Source organism: Actinomadura parmotrematis, assembly GCF_019458805.1.
Taxonomy (GTDB): Bacteria; Actinomycetota; Actinomycetes; order Streptosporangiales; family Streptosporangiaceae; genus Spirillospora; species Spirillospora parmotrematis.
Genome location: NZ_JAIBOA010000009.1, coordinates 142,813 through 161,038 on the forward strand (window position 1 = coordinate 142,813; position 18,226 = coordinate 161,038).

The 18,226-nt window shown below is 74.8% G+C and carries 19 protein-coding genes; 3 read left to right on the forward strand and 16 right to left on the reverse strand.

Translation table 11 applies throughout. The features are described 5' to 3' along the window. Positions 1-41: 41 nt before the first annotated feature. Both K1Y72_RS16080 and K1Y72_RS16085 read right to left on the reverse strand, forming a co-directional pair. A complete protein-coding gene (locus K1Y72_RS16080; protein WP_258572508.1) occupies positions 42-572 on the reverse strand; it encodes a Cg1360 family ATP-synthase-associated protein in 531 nt (176 codons plus the stop codon). 278 nt (positions 573-850) lie between these two features. Next, positions 851-2,005: an MraY family glycosyltransferase gene (locus K1Y72_RS16085; RefSeq protein ID WP_220167137.1), complete on the reverse strand. Its 1,155-nt coding sequence runs from the start codon at positions 2,003-2,005 to the stop codon at positions 851-853. Between the two features lie 285 nt (positions 2,006-2,290). Here K1Y72_RS16085 and K1Y72_RS16090 point away from each other — a divergent pair, with 285 nt between their 5' ends. The 3 genes from K1Y72_RS16090 (at position 2,291) to K1Y72_RS16100 (ending at position 3,837) form a co-directional block, all read left to right on the forward strand. Next, entirely contained in the window at positions 2,291-2,770 is a 480-nt protein-coding gene (locus K1Y72_RS16090; protein ID WP_220167138.1) for a hypothetical protein, read from the forward strand. Positions 2,771-2,926: 156 nt separating this feature from the next. After that, positions 2,927-3,385, forward strand: a complete 459-nt coding sequence (locus tag K1Y72_RS16095) for a hypothetical protein (RefSeq protein ID WP_220167139.1) — start codon at positions 2,927-2,929, stop codon at positions 3,383-3,385. Between the two features lie 179 nt (positions 3,386-3,564). After that, on the forward strand, positions 3,565-3,837 hold the full coding sequence (locus K1Y72_RS16100; RefSeq protein ID WP_220167140.1) for a hypothetical protein: 273 nt from the start codon (positions 3,565-3,567) through the stop codon (positions 3,835-3,837). 7 nt (positions 3,838-3,844) lie between these two features. On the opposite strand, the gene K1Y72_RS16105 is transcribed toward K1Y72_RS16100, so the two are convergent. The 14 genes from K1Y72_RS16105 to thrC form a co-directional block, all read right to left on the reverse strand. Next, a complete protein-coding gene (locus K1Y72_RS16105; protein WP_220167141.1) occupies positions 3,845-4,504 on the reverse strand; it encodes a response regulator in 660 nt (219 codons plus the stop codon). Next, positions 4,501-6,390 (reverse strand): sensor histidine kinase, encoded by a 1,890-nt coding sequence (locus tag K1Y72_RS16110; protein WP_220167142.1) that lies wholly within the window; start codon positions 6,388-6,390, stop codon positions 4,501-4,503. Before K1Y72_RS16110 ends, K1Y72_RS16105 begins: the two co-directional genes overlap by 4 nt. Positions 6,391-6,477: 87 nt before the next feature. Then, positions 6,478-6,978 carry an SSI family serine proteinase inhibitor gene (locus K1Y72_RS16115; RefSeq protein WP_220167143.1) on the reverse strand — a complete coding sequence of 167 codons (501 nt, stop codon included), beginning with the start codon at positions 6,976-6,978 and terminating at the stop codon, positions 6,478-6,480. Between the two features lie 4 nt (positions 6,979-6,982). After that, positions 6,983-7,339 carry a winged helix-turn-helix domain-containing protein gene (locus K1Y72_RS16120; RefSeq protein WP_220167144.1) on the reverse strand — a complete coding sequence of 119 codons (357 nt, stop codon included), beginning with the start codon at positions 7,337-7,339 and terminating at the stop codon, positions 6,983-6,985. Continuing rightward, entirely contained in the window at positions 7,336-8,061 is a 726-nt protein-coding gene (locus K1Y72_RS16125) for a hypothetical protein (RefSeq protein WP_220167145.1), read from the reverse strand. Before K1Y72_RS16125 ends, K1Y72_RS16120 begins: the two co-directional genes overlap by 4 nt. 141 nt (positions 8,062-8,202) lie before the next feature. Next, entirely contained in the window at positions 8,203-8,970 is a 768-nt protein-coding gene (locus tag K1Y72_RS16130) for an L-threonylcarbamoyladenylate synthase (protein WP_220167146.1), read from the reverse strand. A gap of 19 nt (positions 8,971-8,989) precedes the next feature. Further along, positions 8,990-9,850 carry a peptide chain release factor N(5)-glutamine methyltransferase gene (prmC, locus tag K1Y72_RS16135; RefSeq protein WP_220167147.1) on the reverse strand — a complete coding sequence of 287 codons (861 nt, stop codon included), beginning with the start codon at positions 9,848-9,850 and terminating at the stop codon, positions 8,990-8,992. After that, positions 9,847-10,911, reverse strand: a complete 1,065-nt coding sequence (gene prfA, locus K1Y72_RS16140; RefSeq protein ID WP_220167148.1) for a peptide chain release factor 1 — start codon at positions 10,909-10,911, stop codon at positions 9,847-9,849. Before prfA ends, prmC begins: the two co-directional genes overlap by 4 nt. 99 nt (positions 10,912-11,010) lie before the next feature. Beyond that, a complete protein-coding gene (gene rpmE / locus K1Y72_RS16145; RefSeq protein ID WP_220167149.1) occupies positions 11,011-11,220 on the reverse strand; it encodes a 50S ribosomal protein L31 in 210 nt (69 codons plus the stop codon). A 157-nt stretch (positions 11,221-11,377) separates the two neighbouring features. Further along, positions 11,378-12,025: a response regulator transcription factor gene (locus tag K1Y72_RS16150; RefSeq protein ID WP_220167150.1), complete on the reverse strand. Its 648-nt coding sequence runs from the start codon at positions 12,023-12,025 to the stop codon at positions 11,378-11,380. A gap of 34 nt (positions 12,026-12,059) precedes the next feature. Next, positions 12,060-13,388, reverse strand: a complete 1,329-nt coding sequence (locus K1Y72_RS16155; RefSeq protein WP_308287104.1) for a sensor histidine kinase — start codon at positions 13,386-13,388, stop codon at positions 12,060-12,062. A gap of 317 nt (positions 13,389-13,705) precedes the next feature. Continuing rightward, positions 13,706-15,733 (reverse strand): transcription termination factor Rho, encoded by a 2,028-nt coding sequence (gene rho / locus K1Y72_RS16160; protein WP_220167151.1) that lies wholly within the window; start codon positions 15,731-15,733, stop codon positions 13,706-13,708. A gap of 461 nt (positions 15,734-16,194) precedes the next feature. Then, entirely contained in the window at positions 16,195-17,145 is a 951-nt protein-coding gene (gene thrB, locus K1Y72_RS16165; protein ID WP_220167152.1) for a homoserine kinase, read from the reverse strand. After that, the gene (thrC, locus tag K1Y72_RS16170; protein WP_220167153.1) at positions 17,142-18,209 is read right to left on the reverse strand and encodes a threonine synthase; all 1,068 of its coding nucleotides are present in this window, start codon (positions 18,207-18,209) and stop codon (positions 17,142-17,144) included. Before thrC ends, thrB begins: the two co-directional genes overlap by 4 nt. Positions 18,210-18,226: the final 17 nt, after the last annotated feature.

The following is an 18,226-nucleotide window of genomic DNA, read 5'->3' on the forward strand; positions in this document are numbered from 1 at the left end:
AGGCCCGACCCACGTGGGCCGGCCTGCTGGGGTCGGGCCCATCACGTGCTCCGGTCGGCTTCGGCCGTGGTGCCGGCGGCGGCGTCCGCCGTCCGGCCGTCCCGGTCCGTCCGCGCGGTGCGTTCCGGCTCGGCGGCGGGGTCGGCCGACACCTCGGCCGCGGGGGTGGCGGGTCGCTGCGGCTCGTCGATGTAGAGCTGCTTGGTCTTCACCGTGTGCCGGATCTCGGCGCCGATCCACACCAGGGTCAGCGCGATCACCGTGTAGGCGAAGGCGGCGGGGTTCCAGGCCGTGACGTCCTGGAAGGCGGCCACCAGCACCAGCATCACCAGCACCTTGGCGATGTAGCTGAACGCGGCGGCGGCGAACATCATCTGCGGCGAGATGCGGGAGGCGTAGCTCACCGCGACGACGCTGATGGAGAAGAACACGAGGACGACGACCGTGCCGATGGCGGCACCGAGCGCTCCCTTGGCCCCGCCGAGCAGCAGGGCGACCGCGATGGCGGCGATACCTGCGAGGCCCGAGGGGATCGCGGCGCCGCGGAGGATCCGGGCGTCGGAAGAGTGCATCAGGTGCTCCGGCTGGTCACGTTCAGTGGTCGGCTCTTGTTCGTGAAAGGTATCACAAGCGTCCGGAACGTCCGCAATTACCCTAGATGTAACGGGTTAACGCGGGTTTACCTCACGACCGTCACCTGTGTACCACGGACTGTAGCCCAGGTCAGGACTGCGTTTCGCGGAAAGGGCGGGGACGCGCGGTGTGTCCGGGACGCGCAGGACAAAGGTTACCGGCGAGTAGCCGTGCTCGGTACACCGGGGCCGGCCCGCGCCGGGCGGGGCGCCCGGACCTAGGCCGGCTGGTGCGGGCGCGGGGCTCCGCGCTCCTGCGCGGCCAGGGCGCGCCGGGCGGAGATCCGGGGCGCGGCGATCATCGCGAAGAGCCCGGCGACGGCCACCAGCCCGGTGACCGAGAGCACCAGCCATTGGTTCTTCACGCGCGCCAGGGAAACGACTCCGGCGGCCAGCAGGCCGACCCAGAAATACATGATGAGAACGGCCCGGCGCACCGAGTGGCCCAATTCCAGCAGCCGGTGGTGCAAATGCAGCTTGTCGGGCGCGAACGGCGACAGGCCCTGGTTGGTGCGCCGCCAGATGGCGAGCAGCATGTCGGTGAACGGCACCGCCGCGACCGCCGGTACCAGCAGCAACGGCAGCCAGAGCGGGAACAGCTTGTAGGTGCTGAGCGCGTTCGGGTCGAACTGGCCGGTGAGCATGATGGTGGACGCGCTCAGCAGCAGGCCGATGAGCATCGACCCGGTGTCGCCCATGAAGATGCGCGCCGGGTTGAAATTGTGCGGCAGGAATCCGGCGCACATTCCGACCAGGACCGCCGCGGCGAGCGTCGCGCCGCTCAGCGTCGTGAAACCGTAGGACTTCGACAGCAGATAGGCGTAGAAGAACAGCGCCGAGGCGGCGATGCCGACGACCCCGGCGGCGAGCCCGTCCAGCCCGTCGATGAAGTTCACCGCGTTGATGGTGGCGACCACGATCAGCACCGTCAGCGGGACGCCGTAGGTCGGCGGCAGCACCAGCGTCGTGCCGTCGAACAGCGGGACCTGGTAGAGCTGGATGCCCTGCATGATGAAGATGCCGGCCGCCGCGACCTGCCCCGCGAACTTGGTGAGCGGGTCGATCTCCCAGCGGTCGTCGGCGATGCCGACGAGCACGATCAGGCCGCCGGACAGCAGCAGCGCCTTGCCGACGCCGACGTCGCTCGTCGCGAGGACCTTCTTCATCTCCGGCAGGCCGGTGGCGACCACCAGCGCCGCGACCATCCCGCCGAACATCGCGAGGCCGCCGAGGCGCGGCGTCGGGATGGTGTGCACGTCGCGCTCGCGCGGCGCGGCCTGCGCGCCGAACCAGACCGCGAACGCCCGGACGGCCGGGGTGAGCAGGTAGGTGACGAGCGCGGCGACCAGGATCGTGAGCAGGTACTCGCGCACTCCCCGTGCCTCCCTCGCTGGATCCGCCCGCACCGCGGCCCCGGCGGGGACCTGTCCGAGATGGGACGCGGGACCGGGCCGAAATGTTCGCCCGGCGGTGTTGCGCCCAACTCTATTCCTCCCGCGGAGCGGCCGTCGCGCCATCGGCCCCCGGGGCGAGCGGGGACGCCGCCGCACACCGCGCGAGGACGGGCCGCGCCCGGCCTCCCCCGCGCACCGTATGGCCACCGTAACGAATCGACCACGCTGCGTATTTTCTCGGCGCGCGGCGTTTAGGCTACGCGGGTGTCCATCATCGGGCGCGGCCTGCTCGGGGGGACGCTGGTGGCCGCGCTGCTCACCGGCTGCGCGCGCGGCCCCGTCCTGTCGGAGTCGGTCTACCGGCTGCGCACCGACGCCACCCTGATGCTCACCGGCGGCGCCAGCCAGCTCGGCGAGCCCGGCGTCCGGCTCCCGCCCGTCACCGAGACCGTCAGCCGCTGCCCGAACGGCGAGGCGCGCCGCTCGCTGCGCGGCGAGGTCCCGCTCCGGCCGGCCGGCTCGCCCGCCCTGCTGGTCGTGCAGGCCACCGACGTCACCCTCGACATCATGAACGGGCGCGGCTACCGGCTGGCCGCGCCGCCCGAGGGCCAGGCCCGCCGCCGGGACTTCACCCTCACCCGCGACAGCCCCGCCCTCACCTTCGTCGTGCGGCTCCGCAGCGGCGGGCGGCACCCGATGCTGACCCTCGACGGCAGCACCCCGTGCCTCCCGGTGGACGGCTGAGCCGCCCGCGGTCCGTCACCGTACGTCGTCGAAGGGTCCACGGAGAGCACGAACGGTGACCGTTCTCGGACCCTTGGACGGAAATCACACCATCCGTGTCACCGGCCACTGCTACGTTGTCCGGGCAATTCGGGCACATAGCAATAAGGAGAACCTGTGCGGCGCATCGCCACCCTGGCCGTCACCACCGGCCTCGCCGTTTCCTGCATGGGCGTGCTCGCCACGTCCGCGGATGCCGCGACCGGTACCTGGAAGACCAAGAACGGCTACAGCTCGGTGTACGCGAGCGGCAAGTACAGCCGCTCCGCCTCCAAGGTCACCGTCACCGGCTCGATCTACGACCAGAAGAAGAACGGCTACGCCCCCGGCGTGCAGTTCATGGCCCGCGAGAAGGGCAAGAAGGACCACTACTCCTCGGTCATCGTGCTGGTGCAGTACGTGAACGGCGTCAAGCGCTACTACGACGCCAACTCCGGCGGCGGCTACGTCGGCACCCTGTTCACCTCCACCAACACCGACCGCCTGTACGTCCGCGAGTGCGGCTACAACATCAAGACCAAGAAGGCCGCCTGCGGCAGCAAGAGCGACTGGAAGCGCATCTACAAGGTCCGCTAGACCCCCCGCGCTCCCCAAAAGCGAAGAGGCCCCGCCGGTGCACCGGCGGGGCCTCTCCCCTTCTCCCGGGCCGCCCCGTCCTCCACCCGGGGGTGGAGGACGGCACCACCGGCGGGCGGGCCCCGGGTCCGTCCCCCGGCAGGACGCCCCCGGCGGAGCCGCACCGCTTCACTGGAGGCATGCCGAACGACGAGCCCGCTCCCGACGAGCCCGGTGACGCCTGGTGGCTGGCGCCCGCGCTCATCACCCTGGCCGCCAGGGGCGCGCACGCCGCCCTCGACGACGGCGGCTGGGGCGTCGCCGCCCGGTCCCTGCTGGTGCTGGCCGCGCTGTCGGTCCCGGTGGCCGCGGCGCTCGCCGTCCGCCGCCGCGCCTACGAGACGCTGGTGATGATGGGCCTCGGGCTCGTCCTCCTCGCCGCCCTGGCCTACGCCCGAGGCGACCTCCCCTGACCGGCGGTCAGCCGGGGCGGACCAGGCCGGTGTCGTAGGCGAGGATCGTCGCCTGCACGCGGTCGCGCAGGCCCAGCTTCGCGAACACGCTGTTGACGTGCGTCTTCACCGTCGCGGCGCCGATGCCGAGGGCGGCCGCCGCCTCCCCGTTGGTCAGCCCGCGCGCCACCAGGACCAGCACCTCGCGCTCGCGCGCGGTGAGCGGGGCGAGTCGCTCGTCGTCGGCTGGCGGAGGCAGCACGTCGCCGCGGGCGAACGCCTCCACCAGGCGGCGCGTCACCTCCGGCGCGAGCAGCGCCTCCCCCGCCGCCACCGTCCGGATGGCCTGGACGAGCTCCTCGGGGTCGCAGTCCTTCAGCAGGAACCCCGACGCCCCCGCGCGCAGCGCACCGTAGACGTACTCGTCGCGGTGGAAGGTGGTGAGCACCAGCACCCGCCCGGCGAAGCCGCCGGCGGTGAGGCGGCGGGTCGCCGCGAGGCCGTCCGCGCCGGGCATCCGGATGTCCATCACCACCACGTCGGGCGCCGTCTCGCCGGCCAGGCGCACCGCCTCCGCGCCGTCGCCGGCCGCGCCGACCACCGCCATGTCGGGCTCGGCCGCGATGATCGCGGTGAAGCCCGCCCGCACGACGCGCTGGTCGTCGGCCACCAGGACCCGGATCGTCATCGCCGCTCCTCCGCTGCGGTCTCCAGCGCGTCCAGCACCGTGCGGACGTCCGCGAGCGCGGCGCGCGCGTCCGCGCGGATCCGCTCCAGCGCCGCGCCCGCTCCGGCGGCGGGTCCGGCGAGCGCGGCCTCGGCGTCCCCGACGAGCCTCGCGGTGCGCTCCAGGACGCCGCCGCGCACCGCCACCGCCACGCGCCGCCGTTCGGCCAGCACCGCCTCCCCCGCGCGGACCGCCACCGTCTCCAGCGCGTCGCGCTCCCAACCCGCGCCGCGCTGTGCCGCTACCCGCCCCGCCGCCCAGCAGGCGAGCAGCGGCGGCACCGCGAACGCGCCGCCGATGGCGAAGCCGTACAGCAGCAGGCCCGCGAGTTCCGCAGGACCGCGCGCGGCCGTCGCGGGATCGGCCTGCAGCGCGGCGGCGAGCAGCGCCCCGGCCGGTGAAGCAGCGACGATCGCGCCCGGCGGGCGGGCGAGCGGGCCGCGCCCGTAGGCGGCGGCGGAGTAGACGGCGACCATCGTCACCGGGAACGCGGCCGCGTACAGCAGGAGCGCGGCGTCCGTGCTGCCTGCGGCGATCGCCGCGGGCACGTCCAGGACGGTCAGCAGGACGAGAACGGCCACGGGTGCCCGGCGGCGCCACCACAGCAGCGCGGCGCGCGGTACCGCCACGGCGGCGGCCGGCGGCAGCGCGCAGAGCACGACCGGCGCGGCGGCGAGCAGGTGCCCACGGTCCGGGACGCGGCGCCGCGCGGTCGGCAGCACCGCCGTGACGCGCCAGCCGTCCGGCGGCACCGGGCCCGCCTCCAGCGTCCCGCCGAGGGCCGCCGCGCGCTCGCGCATCCCGGCGATCCCGCGCCCGGCGCCGAGCGCGGGCACGGCGGTGCCGCCGGAAGCCGCCGGGCTGGTGACGCGGGCGCCCACCTCGCCCGGCCGGTAGTCGATCCCGATGCGCACCTCTCCGGCGCATCCGTAGCGCATCGCGTTGGTGAGGGCCTCCTGGACGATGCGGAACATCGCGGCGGTCGCCTCCGGCGGCAACCGCCGGACGCGTCCCGCCACCCGCAGCGTCACCGGGACGCCGAGCCGCGCCAGCCCGTCGCCGAGCGCCTCCAGCAGAGCCGGCAGGTCGCCGCCGGGCGGGGGCTCGCCGGCCTGGCGTTCCAAGGCGCGCAACGCTTCGCGTCCGGTGTCGGCGGCCGTGCGCAGCGCCTCGCGGGCGAGGTCGGGATCCCCCAGGCGGACGGCGGCCGAGGCGTGTACGACGACGGCGCTGAGATGGTGCCCGGCCACGTCGTGCAGGTCGCGGGCGAGGCGCTCGCGCTCGGCCGCGGCGGCGGCGCGGCGCTCGCGGGCGGCGTCCGCCAGCCGTCCGGCGAGCGCCCGGCGCGCCGCCCGGCGCCGCTGCCGCGCCGCGCCGAGGGCGACCGCCGACGCGTTCAGCAGGAAGGACGCCGCCTCTTCCAGCAGGTCGACCGGCCCGCCGGAGGACAGGGCGCGGGCCGCCGCGCCCGCCGCCGTCACCGCCAGCAGCCCGGTGACGGCGCACCTCGGGCCGCGCCAGGCCGCCAGCGAGTACAGGGCCACCGGGACGGGCGCCCCGCCGGCCGGCGTGTCCGCCGCGAGCCGGGGCGCGGCCAGCGCCAGACCCGCGTCACTGATGAGCGCGACCGCCGCCAGCACGGGGACGGGCGCGATACGGCGTCCCACCAGCGCCAGCGCCGACAGCGCGACGGCGGCCACCGCGACGGCCCAGCCGGCCCGGCCGAGCGGACGCCCCGCCGCGTCGGCGACCGCCCAGGTGCCGGCGAGCTGCGCGGCCGCCAGGCACACCGGCACGGCCGCGTCCGGCACGGCGGGCCACCGCCCGACAGCCTCCCCGGAGCACACGGTCGGATCGTACCGACCCGCGCCGGAACCGTCAGGCGGGAGACGCCGAGCGTCTCCCCGGCGGCGGTGCGCGCCCCCGTCCCCGTACTAGGCGCCCGGACAGGACGCCGGGCGCGCCGAGGTGGTGAGGCATGGCCCGGCGGGGTCGAGCACCGGCCGCAGCCGCTGCCAGACACGCTCCTGGCAGCCGTCGGTCCGCGCTACCCGCAGCGCCACCCGCCGTCCCCGCCAGGTCCCGGTGACGGTGGCCCGCTGCGGTCCGGCGACCACCTGGGTGCAGGCGGTACCGCGTCCCGGCCCGGCGAAGGGCGCGGGCAGCGCGCGCAGGCTGCTGCAGGCGGCCGCCGGGTCGGTGTGGAACCCGGTGTCTCGCCGACCGCAGTCCAGGGTCCAGCGGACTCGCGGCAGGCCGGGGCGGAGGTGATCGACGGTGATGTCCAGGCGGCCGGCGGCGCGCGGGGCCGCCGCGAGGACGGGCGCGGCCGCGGCGGCTCGGCCGGCGGCGGTGGCGGGGGCCGGGTCGGGGACGGCGACCGACCCGGCGGCGACGAGCAGCGGGACCAGGGCCAGGCGGCGGGCGGTGGACATGCGATCAGCTCTCCTCGTTCCGTGAGCGCCGGTAGGCGCGCAGCAGGCTGCCCAGCGCGGACATCTCGGCCTGGAGGGCGTCCCGGCCGGACCGCGTGATGTTGACCCAGGTACGCGGGCGGCGGCCCGCGTACCCCTTGCTGATCTCGACGAGCCCGCCCTCGGCGAGCACCGCCAGGTGCCGCGACAGGTTCCCGGCGGTGAGGCCGAGTGCCTCGCGCAGGAAGGAGAACTCCACGTCCCGCGCCTCGGCGGTGATGGTGAGGATGCCGAGCCGGTGCCGCTGGTGGACCGCGTCGTCCAGGGCGCCGATCGCGGTGCCGACGCGCGCCGGCTCGTCCCCACCGGGCCGCTCGCTCACCACCGCGCACCGCGCCGCTCCCGCACCAGCGCGGCCGCGCCGCCGGCCAGCAGCGCGAGCGACGGCGGCGCCACCGTGGCGGCCACTCCGAGCAGCCACGGATCGGAGGTCGCGGGCAGCCCGGCGTCGTACAGCAGGTTCTCCGGATGTGCGAGCAGCGCCACCGCCGACAGCAGCGCGAACGCCGCGACGGACGCGCCGAGCAGCCGGCTCCGCTCGGCGCGGGCGAGCACGGCGAGGCCGACCGTGAGCGCGGGCAGCACCAGCGAGGCGCGCGGCCAGTCCCACACTCGCTGCATCGTCACCGACCAGTGCGCGGCGACCGCGAGTGCCAGGACGGCGGCGAGCGCGGTGAGGCCGACGGCGATGAAGGCCCGGGTCGGCGTCGCCGCCCCGGCCCGGCGGGCGTGCCACCGGTACCACAGCGCGCTCGCGAGGTATCCGACGACCGGTACCACCGCCCAGTACCGGCCGAGCGCGGCGCCGCCGTCCGGGCCGCCGCCGGCGAGTCCCGACAGGACGTCCCCGCCGCCCGCGGCGCCCGCGGGGCCGCCGCCGTGCCGGGCGGCCACCGCGGCCACCGGCAGCACGCCGGCCACCAAGGCGGCGAACACCAGGAGCGGGACGCCGAACGCCCGCCGCCGGGCGCGCGTCCGGCGGCGCAGCTCCCCGAGCTCCTCCAGCATCGCGGCGGCCTCGGCGCCGCGCTCGTCCTCGTTCATCGGATGCTCCCGTCCTCGCCCTGCCTTAAGGTTTGCATCACAAACTCGTTTGCACAAGAGAGAAGTCAGGATTCCCCGCCGAAGGACCCCAAGAACGGAAAAGGACCCTGGCCCGAGGGCCAGGGTCCTTTCACTCGTCCGCTACTCCTGCGGGCTGGTGTCCTTGCCGAGGTCCACCTTGGCGCCGGATGCCCCTGCGGCGGGGGGCTCGGGCCGCTCGGCGTCCGGGACCGCGTCCGGGACGGGGTCGCCGGCCGGGTCGTCCTCGTCGGTGAGGAGGACGCCGACGACGGCGCGGAGCTTGTCCTCGGGGACGGCGCCCGCGCGCAGCAGGCGCGGGATCGGACCGGTCAGGTCGATGATCGTGGAGGCGTCGCCGTGGCCGGCGGGGCCGCCGTCCAGGTACACCTGCACGGAGTCGCCGAGCATCTCCTCGGCCTCGGCCGCGGTGCGCGCCGCCGGCCGGCCCGACAGGTTCGCGCTGCTGACGGCGAGCGGGCCGGTCTCCTTCAGCAGCTCCACGGCGAGCTCGTGCATCGGCATCCGGACCGCGACGGTGCCCTTGGTCTCCCCGAGGTCCCACAGCAGGTTCTGGTTGGCCCTGCAGACGATCGTGAGCGCCCCCGGCCAGAACTCGTCGATGAGGTCCTGCCCGTAGGTCCCGAGGTCCTCCACGAGCGCCGTGGCGGCGCGCACGGACCCCACGAGGACGGGCGGCGGCATGTCCCGGCCGCGCCCCTTGGCGTCCAGGAGCGCCGCCACCGCGGGCGGGGTGAAGGCGTCGGCGCCGACCCCGTACACGGTGTCGGTCGGCAGCACGATCAGCTCGCCGCGGCGCACCGCCGAGGCGGCCTCGGCGATGCCGCGGCTCCGCTCCATCGGGTCCGAGCAGTCGTAGCGTCGGCTCACGGGAACGTCCTCCAGAGGGTCAGTCGGTGCCGAGGCGCGCGGTGACGAAGCGGTCCCGGTCGGTCAGGTCGCGGCGGTTGCGCACGTCCCGCCAGCCGTTCTCCTCGGCGAAGATCCAGTACACGCCGTTGCCCTGCAGATCGCTGTGCTCGACCGCGACGTACCCGCCGGGCCGCAGCAGCCGCCGGGCGGTGCGCTCGACCGCGCGGACGGCGTCCAGCCCGTCGTCGCCGCCGCCCCACAGCGCCGCCGCCGGGTCGTGGTCGCGGACGTCGCGCGGGACGTGCTCCCACTCGCTCATCGGGATGTAGGGCGGGTTGGACACCACCAGGTCGACCTGGCCGTCCAGCTCGGGCAGCGCGGACGCGAGGTCGGCCAGGTGCAGCCGCACCTGGCCGCGCTCGTCGAGGTCCTCGATGTTGCGGGCGGCGCGGGCGTGCGCGCCGGGGTCCTTCTCGACGGCGTGCACGCGCGCGCTCGGCGCCTCCTGCGCGATCGACAGCGCGATCGCGGCGGAGCCGGTGCCGAGGTCGGCGACGAGCGGCTCGCGCACGTCCATGCCGTGCAGCGTCTCCAGCGCCCAGCCGACCATCACCTCGGTCTCGGGCCGGGGCACGAACACCCCGGGCCCGACCTTCAGCTCCAGGTAGCGGAAGAACGCGCGGCCGGTGATGTGCTGCAGCGGCTCGCCCGCCTCGCGGCGCGCCACGTACTCCCAGAAGCGGGCGTCGAACGCGGCGTCGGGCACCTTGTGCAGCTCGGAGCGGCTCACGCCGTGCACGGCCGCGGCGAGCTCCTCGGCGTCGGCGCGGGGGGAGGGGGCACCGGCCTCGGCGAACCGCGCGGTGGCCCTGGCGACCTCGTCCAGCAGCAGGTTCATGATCCTTGGGCTTCGGCCAGTCGGCGTTGCAGGTCGGCGTCCACCAGGGCCTGGGTGACGTTGTGCAGGTCACCGTCCAGGACGTGGTCCAGGTTGTAGGCCTTGTAGCCCACCCGGTGGTCGCTGATCCGGTTCTCCGGATAGTTGTAGGTGCGCACCCGCTCGGACCGGTCGACGGTCCGGACCTGGCTCTTGCGCTCGGCGGACGCGGCCGCGTCCGCCTCCTCCTGCGCGATCGCCAGCAGCCGGGAGCGCAGGATGCGGAGGGCCTGCTCCTTGTTCTGGAGCTGGCTCTTCTCGTTCTGGCAGGACACCACCACGCCGGTCGGGACGTGGGTGATGCGCACCGCCGAGTCGGTCGTGTTGACGCTCTGCCCGCCCGGCCCCGACGACCGGTACACGTCGATGCGCAGGTCGTTCGGATCGATCTGGACGTCGACGTCCTCGGCCTCGGGGGTGACCAGGACGCCGACCGCGCTCGTGTGGATGCGGCCCTGCGACTCGGTCGCCGGCACCCGCTGCACGCGGTGCACGCCGCCCTCGAACTTCAGCCGCGTCCAGACGCCCTCCTCCTGGCCGCCCTTGGCCTTCACCGCGACGGTGACGTCCTTGTAGCCGCCGAGGTCGCTCGGGTGCGAGTCGATGATCTCGGTCTTCCAGCCCTCGCGCTCGGCGTAGCGCAGGTACATCCGGAGCAGGTCCCCGGCGAACAGGGCGGACTCCTCGCCGCCCTCGCCCGCCTTGATCTCCAGGATGGTGTCCTTGTCGTCGCTCGGGTCGCGGGGCACCAGCAGGTGTCTCAGCCGCTCCTCGAGCTCGCCCTTGCGCTTCTCCAGGTCGGCGGCCTCGGCGGCGAACGCCTCGTCCTCGCCGGCGAGCTCGCGGGCGGCGGCCAGGTCGTCCTCGGTGGCGCCGAGCTCGCGGTAGGCCTCGACGATCGGCCGCAGCTGCGCGTAGCGCCTGCCGAGCCGGCGGGCGAGCGCCTGGTCGGCGTGCACGGCGGGGTCGCCGAGGCGCCCCTCGATGTCGGCGTATTCGCTGATGAGCTCGTCGAGATTCACGGTGTGCGTCCTGGCCCGTCGTGGCCTAGCGGCCTACCTCTGAACGGCCCGGGGACCGAACGCCCCGGGCCGTCCCTGTCGCTGCGTGGGTGCGGCGGGCTACTTCTTCTTGCCGAAGCGCTGCTCGAAGCGCGCGACGCGGCCGCCGGTGTCCAGGATCTTCTGCTTGCCCGTGTAGAACGGGTGGCAGTTGGAGCAGACGTCGGCGTGGATCACGCCGTTCTCGGCGGTGCTGCGGGTCTCGAAGGTGCTGCCGCAGGTGCAGGTCACCGTGGTGACCTCGTACTTCGGGTGGATGTCGGCCTTCATGGGTGTTTCTCCTCGCTCGGGGCGGTCGCCGGGCGCTCCCGCTCGCACGGCGGCGCCGTGGAGGATGGGGGAGGCGTGAACCGGTACCGCAGCGGTTGCACACCAAGTGTGCCAGATACCCGAACGTGCCGAGGTCATCGGGCATTCCCGGGCGGCCTCAGCGGTGGCCCAGATACGCCAGGACGGCCATGACCCGGCGGTGCGCGCCCTCGCCGGGCTGCAGCCCGAGCTTGAGGAAGATGCCGGAGATGTGCTTCTCCACCGCCCCGTCGGTGACGACGAGCCGCTCGGCGATCGCGCCGTTCGTGAGGCCCTGCGCCATCAGCCCGAGCACCTCGCGCTCGCGCGGGGTGAGCTCGCCGAGCGGGTCGCCGCCGCGGCGCCGGCCGAGCAGCTGCCCGATCACCTCGGCGTCGATGACGGTGCCGCCGGCGGCGATGCGGCGGACCGCGTCGATGAACTCGGCGACGTCGGCGACGCGCTCCTTCAGCAGGTAGCCGACGCCCTCGGCGCCGCCGCCGATGAGGTCGGTGGCGTACCGCTCCTCCACGTACTGCGACAGCACCAGGATCGGCATGCCGGGGTTCTCCTCGCGGACCCGCAGCGCCGCGCGCAGCCCCTCGTCGGTGAACGACGGCGGCATCCGCACGTCCACGATGGCGAGGTCGGGCCGGTGCTCGGCGACGGCGCCGGGCAGCGCGGGGCCGTCCCCGACGGTGGCGGCGGTCTCGATGCCGGCGTCGGCGAGCAGCCGGACGAGGCCCTCGCGCAGCAGCACCGAGTCCTCGGCGATCACGACCCGCATGATCCCAGTATGGCGGTTCCGGACGGTCCCGCTATCACCAGCTGCACGGGAGGTCGGCGCGGACGATCGTCGGGCCGCCGGGCGGGCTGTCCACGATGACGATCCCGTCGATGGTGGCGGCCCGGTCGGCGAGGCCGGCGAGGCCGCCGCCGGGGCTCGCGGCGGCGCCGCCCACCCCGTTGTCGACGATCTCCACAACGATCCAGGGGCCGTCCTGGAACGCCCGCACGGACGCGCTGGTGGCGCGCGCGTACTTGGCGACGTTGGCGAGGGCCTCGGCGACGATGAAGTAGGCGATGCTCTCGACGGCGGCGGGCGGCCGGTCGGGCAGGTCCACGGCCACCTCGACGGGCACCGGCGCGCGGGCGGCGAGGCCCGACAGCGCCGGGTCCAGGCCGCGGTCGGTGAGGATCGCCGGGTAGATGCCGCGGGCCAGGTCGCGCAGCTCGGTGATCGCCTCCTTGGTGCCGGCGTGCGCCTGCTCGATCAGCGCGCGGGCGCCCTCGGGGTCGTCGTCGAGCTTGGCGCGGGCCCGCCCGATGTCCATGGCGACCGCGAGGAGCCGCTGCTGCGCGCCGTCGTGCAGGTCGCGCTCGATGCGGCGCCGCTCGAACTCGACGGCGTCCACGCCGCGGGCCCGGCTCGCCTGGAGGTGCGCCGTCCGCTCGCGCAGCTCGCGGTTCTCGGCCTGCGCCCGGCTCGTCCCGAGCAGCAGCCGCGCGTACAGGGCGTGCGCGGCGGCGAGCGACCGCGTCAGGTACAGCGCCCCGAGCAGCAGGAACAGCCCGACGACCGTCCCCGGCAGCGCGGTCAGCGGGTCGGCGGCCCACACCGACCCGAACCAGAAGTCGACCTCGACGCCGCCCCGCACGCCCGCGATCAGCGGCAGCCCGAGGAACGTCCCGGTGACGCCCCACGCCGCCACCATCGCGACGAGCTCGGCCATCGCGAGCGGGAGGAGCAGCAGCAGGTACAGCAGGTCCTTCCAGGTGGCGGGGTCGGCGCCCATCACCCGCAGCTTACGGAACGGGTTCCGGCCCGGCGGCAGCGCCCGGTAGGGGCTCGGGACGTCCACCCCGAACGCCAGCCCGATCATGCGGCGCTCCAGGACGGCGGCGAGCCGCCAGCCGACCATCATCAGCGCGAGCAGCGGGATGCCGATCCACACGATGACGGTCGCGGCCGAGAACGCCACGCCGACGACGAGGGCGACGAAGCACGCGAACCCGTAGGGCGCGTGCACGGCCATGAACAGCGCCGACCGCCACGTCGCCGCCGACCGCACCATCGGCAGCGGCCGCCACGACCCCCGCAGCACCGACCCCCGCAGGGACCGGCCCCGCCGCCCGACCACCTCGCCCACGCCTGCCTCCCGGACCGTCTCAGCCTACGTCCCCACCCTGCCGCCCCCGGCGCCCGCCCGCCATGCGGCCCCCCGCCCGCCCCCAGGTGGGGCTAGCCCCACCGTCCCCGCCGCAGGTGACCCCCCAGTCACCTCCCGTTGAGATGCGGCGTGTTGGCCTGCGGGAGCGCTCCCACAGGCCAACACGCCGCATCTCGACTTGCTGTGACCGGGGGGTCACCTGCCGGCGGGAGGACGCGGCGGGGCGGAAACGGCGCGGCCCCCGGCCCGGACGGAGGTCCGGGCCGGGGGCCGCGCCGCGTGCGGGCGCCTGCGCTCTAGCGGTCGTCGGAGACCGTGGTCTTCTGGACCTGCATCAGGAACTCGGCGTTGGACTTGGTCTCCTTCATCTTCTCGATGAGGAGCTCCAGCGCCTGCTGGGTGTCCAGGGCGTGCAGGACGCGGCGGAGCTGCCAGACGACGCGCAGCTCCTCGGGCGCCATGAGGATCTCCTCCTTGCGGGTGGAGGACTGGTCGACGTCCACCGCCGGGAAGATCCGCTTATCGGCCAGGGAGCGGTTCAGCTTGAGCTCCATGTTGCCGGTGCCCTTGAACTCCTCGAAGATGACCTCGTCCATGCGGGACCCGGTCTCCACCAGCGCGGTGGCGAGGATGGTCAGCGAGCCGCCGTTCTCGATGTTGCGGGCGGCGCCGAAGAACCGCTTCGGCGGGTACAGCGCCGTCGAGTCGACACCGCCGGACAGGATGCGCCCGGACGCCGGCGCCGCCAGGTTGTAGGCGCGGCCGAGGCGGGTGATCGAGTCGAGCAGCACGACGACGTCGTGGCCGAGCTCCACCAGCCGCTTGGCGCGCTCGATGGCGAGCTCGGCGACGGTGGTGTGGTCCTCGGCGGGCCGGTCAAAGGTCGAGTGGATGACCTCGCCCTTCACCGTCCGCTGCATGTCGGTGACCTCTTCCGGACGCTCGTCCACCAGGACGACCATCAGGTGGCACTCCGGGTTGTTCTTGGTGATCGCGTTGGCGATCGACTGGAGCACCATCGTCTTACCGGCCTTCGGCGGCGACACGATGAGGCCGCGCTGGCCCTTGCCGATCGGCGACACCAGGTCGATGATCCGCGTGGTCAGCACGGTCGCGTCGGTCTCCAGCCGCAGCCGCTCCTGCGGGTACAGCGGGGTGAGCTTGGAGAAGTCGACGCGGCCCTTGGCCTGCTCGGGCTCCATGCCGTTGACGGTGTCGAGCCGCACGAGGGCGTTGAACTTCTCGCGGCGCTCGCCGTCGCGGGCCTGGCGGACCGCGCCGGTGATGACGTCGCCCTTGCGCAGGCCGTTCTTGCGGACCTGGGCGAGCGAGACGTACACGTCGTTCGGGCCGGGCAGGTAGCCGGTGGTCCGCACGAACGCGTAGTTGTCCAGGATGTCCAGGATGCCGGCGACCGGGATGAGGACGTCGTCCTCGCTGATCACGGGCTCCTCGTAGCGCTCGCGGCCGCCGCGCCCGCGGTTGCGCTCGCGGAACCGGCGCCCGCGCCGGCCGCCGCGGCCCTCGTCGTCGTCGGGGCCGCCCTGGTTGCCGCCGCCGCCCTGGCCGCCGCCGGAGTTGTTCTGGCCGCGCTGGCGGTCGCCGCGGTCGTTGCGGTCGCTGTTGCGGCCGCCGCCGTCGCGGTCGCTGTTGCGGCCGCCCTCGCCGCTGTTGCGGTCGTTGCCGCCGCGCTCGCTGTTGTTGCGGTCGCGGCCGCCGCGGCTGCGCTGGCGCCCGCCCTCGCGGCCGCCCTCGCCGCGCTCGCGCCCGCCCTGGCCCTCGCCGTCGCCCTCGGAGCGGCCGCCCTTCTCGGACTGGCGGCGGCCCTCACCACGGGCCTCACCCTTGTCCGAGCGCTCGGAACGGTCGGAACGGTCGGCGCGGTCCTGGCGCTCGCCGCGCTCCGGACGCTCCGCGCGCTCGGCCTTGGCCTCGTTCCTGGTCTCGGCCTTGGCCTCGTTCTTGGCGCCTTCGTCCGCGAGCGTGGTCTGGCCCTCCGCGTTGTCGCGCTTGGCGGCGGCGCGCGCGCGCCGCGGACGCTCGGTCTTGCCCGCCTCAGCGGCTCCCTGCTCGGCCCCCGCGGACGCCGCCGGGGCGGCCTGCCCCTGGCCGCCGCCCTGCTTCTCCTGGATGGCGGCGATGAGCTGGCTCTTGCGCATCCCGGTCGTGCCGGTGATGCCGAGGTTGGAGGCGAGCGCCTTCAGCTCGGGGAGCAGCATGGCCGACAGGCCCGTGCCGGCGCGGCGGCGGCGGGGGGCGGCCTCGGCGCCGGCGCCCGGCTCGGCCGACGAGGCGTCCGTAAGGAGTTCGCTGGATTCGCTCACTAAGGGTCCTTCCCAGGGAGCGGGCGTTGGCCGGCGATCGGCCAGTCAACCCGGTAGTGCGGCCCGGCGGGGGCGCCGAGTCGGGCTGCGCGGACCGCGACGGGTCCGCGATGTGCTGTTGCTGGGTGCAGCCGGAGAGCTGCTGGGCGCAGCCAGATGACGGTCGGAGCGCGCGGCCCGCTCGTACCCCAAGAACCGCCACGTCCGAAGTTTCGGTGGAATACCGGACATCGGGATGTCTCGGTCTCGGGAAGCCTGGTACGCGGGACCGCCACGGCCGAAGGGCCGGACAGGTGACGCGCGGCTGACGAGCACTCGGCCCCGATCGGGGCATCTGGTGCGGCATTCAGCCTAACATCACCAGGGCGCACTGCTATTCCCCAGAGGTCGATGTGTTCGCTTTTTACTGGCCGGCCGATCGCACCGGCCAGCGGTGGGGCACCGCCGTCCGGCCTGCGGGGTCATCCCCCGGCCGGCGCGCCCGGGCGGACGCGGGCGCCGTGGGGGGCGACCTCCAACGGGTGCTCGTGCCATCCGGTACCCACTTCCGCGCCGATCGAATCGAGCCGTGACGCGGTTGTGAACGCGAGGACAGTGGGTCCGGCGCCGGAGATCACGGCGGGCACGCCCGCGGCGCGGAGCCGCGCGACGAGGTCCGCGGACGCCGGCATGGCGGGCGCCCGGTAGTCCTGGTGCAGGCGGTCTTCGGTGGCGTCGAGCAGCACGTCGGCGGGCAGTCCCCCGGTGAGCGCGGCGACGAGCAGCGCGGCGCGGGCGGCGTTGGCGGCGGCGTCGCGGTGCGGGACGGCGTCGGGCAGCAGCCCGCGGGCCTGCTCGGTGGCGAGCCGCTGGTCCGGGACGAACGCCACGACGCCGCCCTTGATCTGCGGGTCGAGCCGGACGAGCCGCGCCCCGGCCGCGCCCGTCCAGGCGATCGTGAGACCGCCCGCCAGGCACGGCGCGACGTTGTCGGGGTGCCCCTCGATCTCGGTCGCGAGCCGCAGCGCGTCGTCGTCGCCGAACGACTCCCCCGCCGGGTGCAGGTGCCGGGCCGCGACGATGCCCGCCACGATCGCCGCCGACGACGAGCCGAGCCCGCGGCTGTGCGGGATCCGGTTGACGCAGCGCAGCCGGACGCCCGCCGCCCGCGCGGCGTACCGCGTCCCGGCGCGCGCGTCGATCGCCGCCAGCGTCCGGCGGACCACCTGGACGATCAGGTGCCGCTCGCCGCGGCCGGCGACCTCGGCGCCCTCGCCCTCGACCTCGATGGCGACGCCGGGCGCGGCGGCGACCTCGACGGTCACCTCGTCGTGCAGGTCCAGCGCGAGGCCGAGGCTGTCGAAGCCGGGGCCGAGGTTCGCGCTGGTGGCGGGGGTGCGGACGGTGACCGGAGCGGGTTGCCAGCCGGTCACGCGAGGCCCAGCGCGGACGCGGCCTCGTGCGCGTCGACGCGCACGGTCGTCGGGGCGGGCGCGCCGGAGATCGCCCAGTCGGGGTCCTTCAGGCCGTTGCCGGTGACCGTGCAGACGATCCGGGAGCCGCGCTCGACGCCGCCCTGCTCGACGGCCTGGAGCAGCCCGGCGACGCTCGCCGCCGACGCGGGCTCGACGAACACGCCCTCCTCGGCCGCGAGCAGCCGGTAGGCGGCGAGGATCTGCCGGTCGGTGACCGAGTCGATCGCGCCGCCCGACTCGTCGCGGGCGGCGATCGCCAGGTCCCAGGACGCGGGGTTGCCGATCCGGATCGCGGTCGCGATCGTGCGCGGCTTCAGCACCGGCTCGCCCTTGACGAACGGGGCCGCGCCGGACGCCTGGAACCCCAGCATGCGCGGCGTCCGGGACGCGACGCCGTCCCGGGCGTACTCGGTGTAGCCCATCCAGTAGGCGGAGATGTTGCCGGCGTTGCCGACCGGCAGGCAGTGCACGTCGGGGGCGTCGCCGAGCGTGTCGACGATCTCGAACGCGGCGGTCTTCTGCCCCTGCAGCCGGTAGGCGTTCACCGAGTTGACCAGCGCGACCGGGTAGTCCACCGACAGCTTGCGGGCCAGTTCCAGGCAGTCGTCGAAGTTGCCGTCCACCTGGAGCAGCCGGGCGCCGTGCACGAGCGCCTGCGCCAGCTTCCCCATCGCGATCTTGCCCTGCGGGACCAGCACCGCGCAGGTCATCCCGGCGCGCACCGCGTACGCGGCGGCCGACGCCGAGGTGTTGCCGGTGGACGCGCAGATCACCGCCTTGGCGCCGTCCTCGGCGGCCTTGGAGATCGCCATGGTCATGCCGCGGTCCTTGAACGACCCGGTCGGGTTGGCGCCCTCCACCTTCAGGAGCACCTCGCAGCCGGTGAGCTGCGACACCCGCGGCGCCGGGACGAGCGGCGTGCCGCCCTCCAGCAGGGTGACCACCGGCGTCGTGGCCGACACCGGGAGGCGGTCGCGGTACTCGGAGATGAGGCCGCGCCAGGCACGGGCGGTCGGGTTCACGTCGATCTCCTCGGATC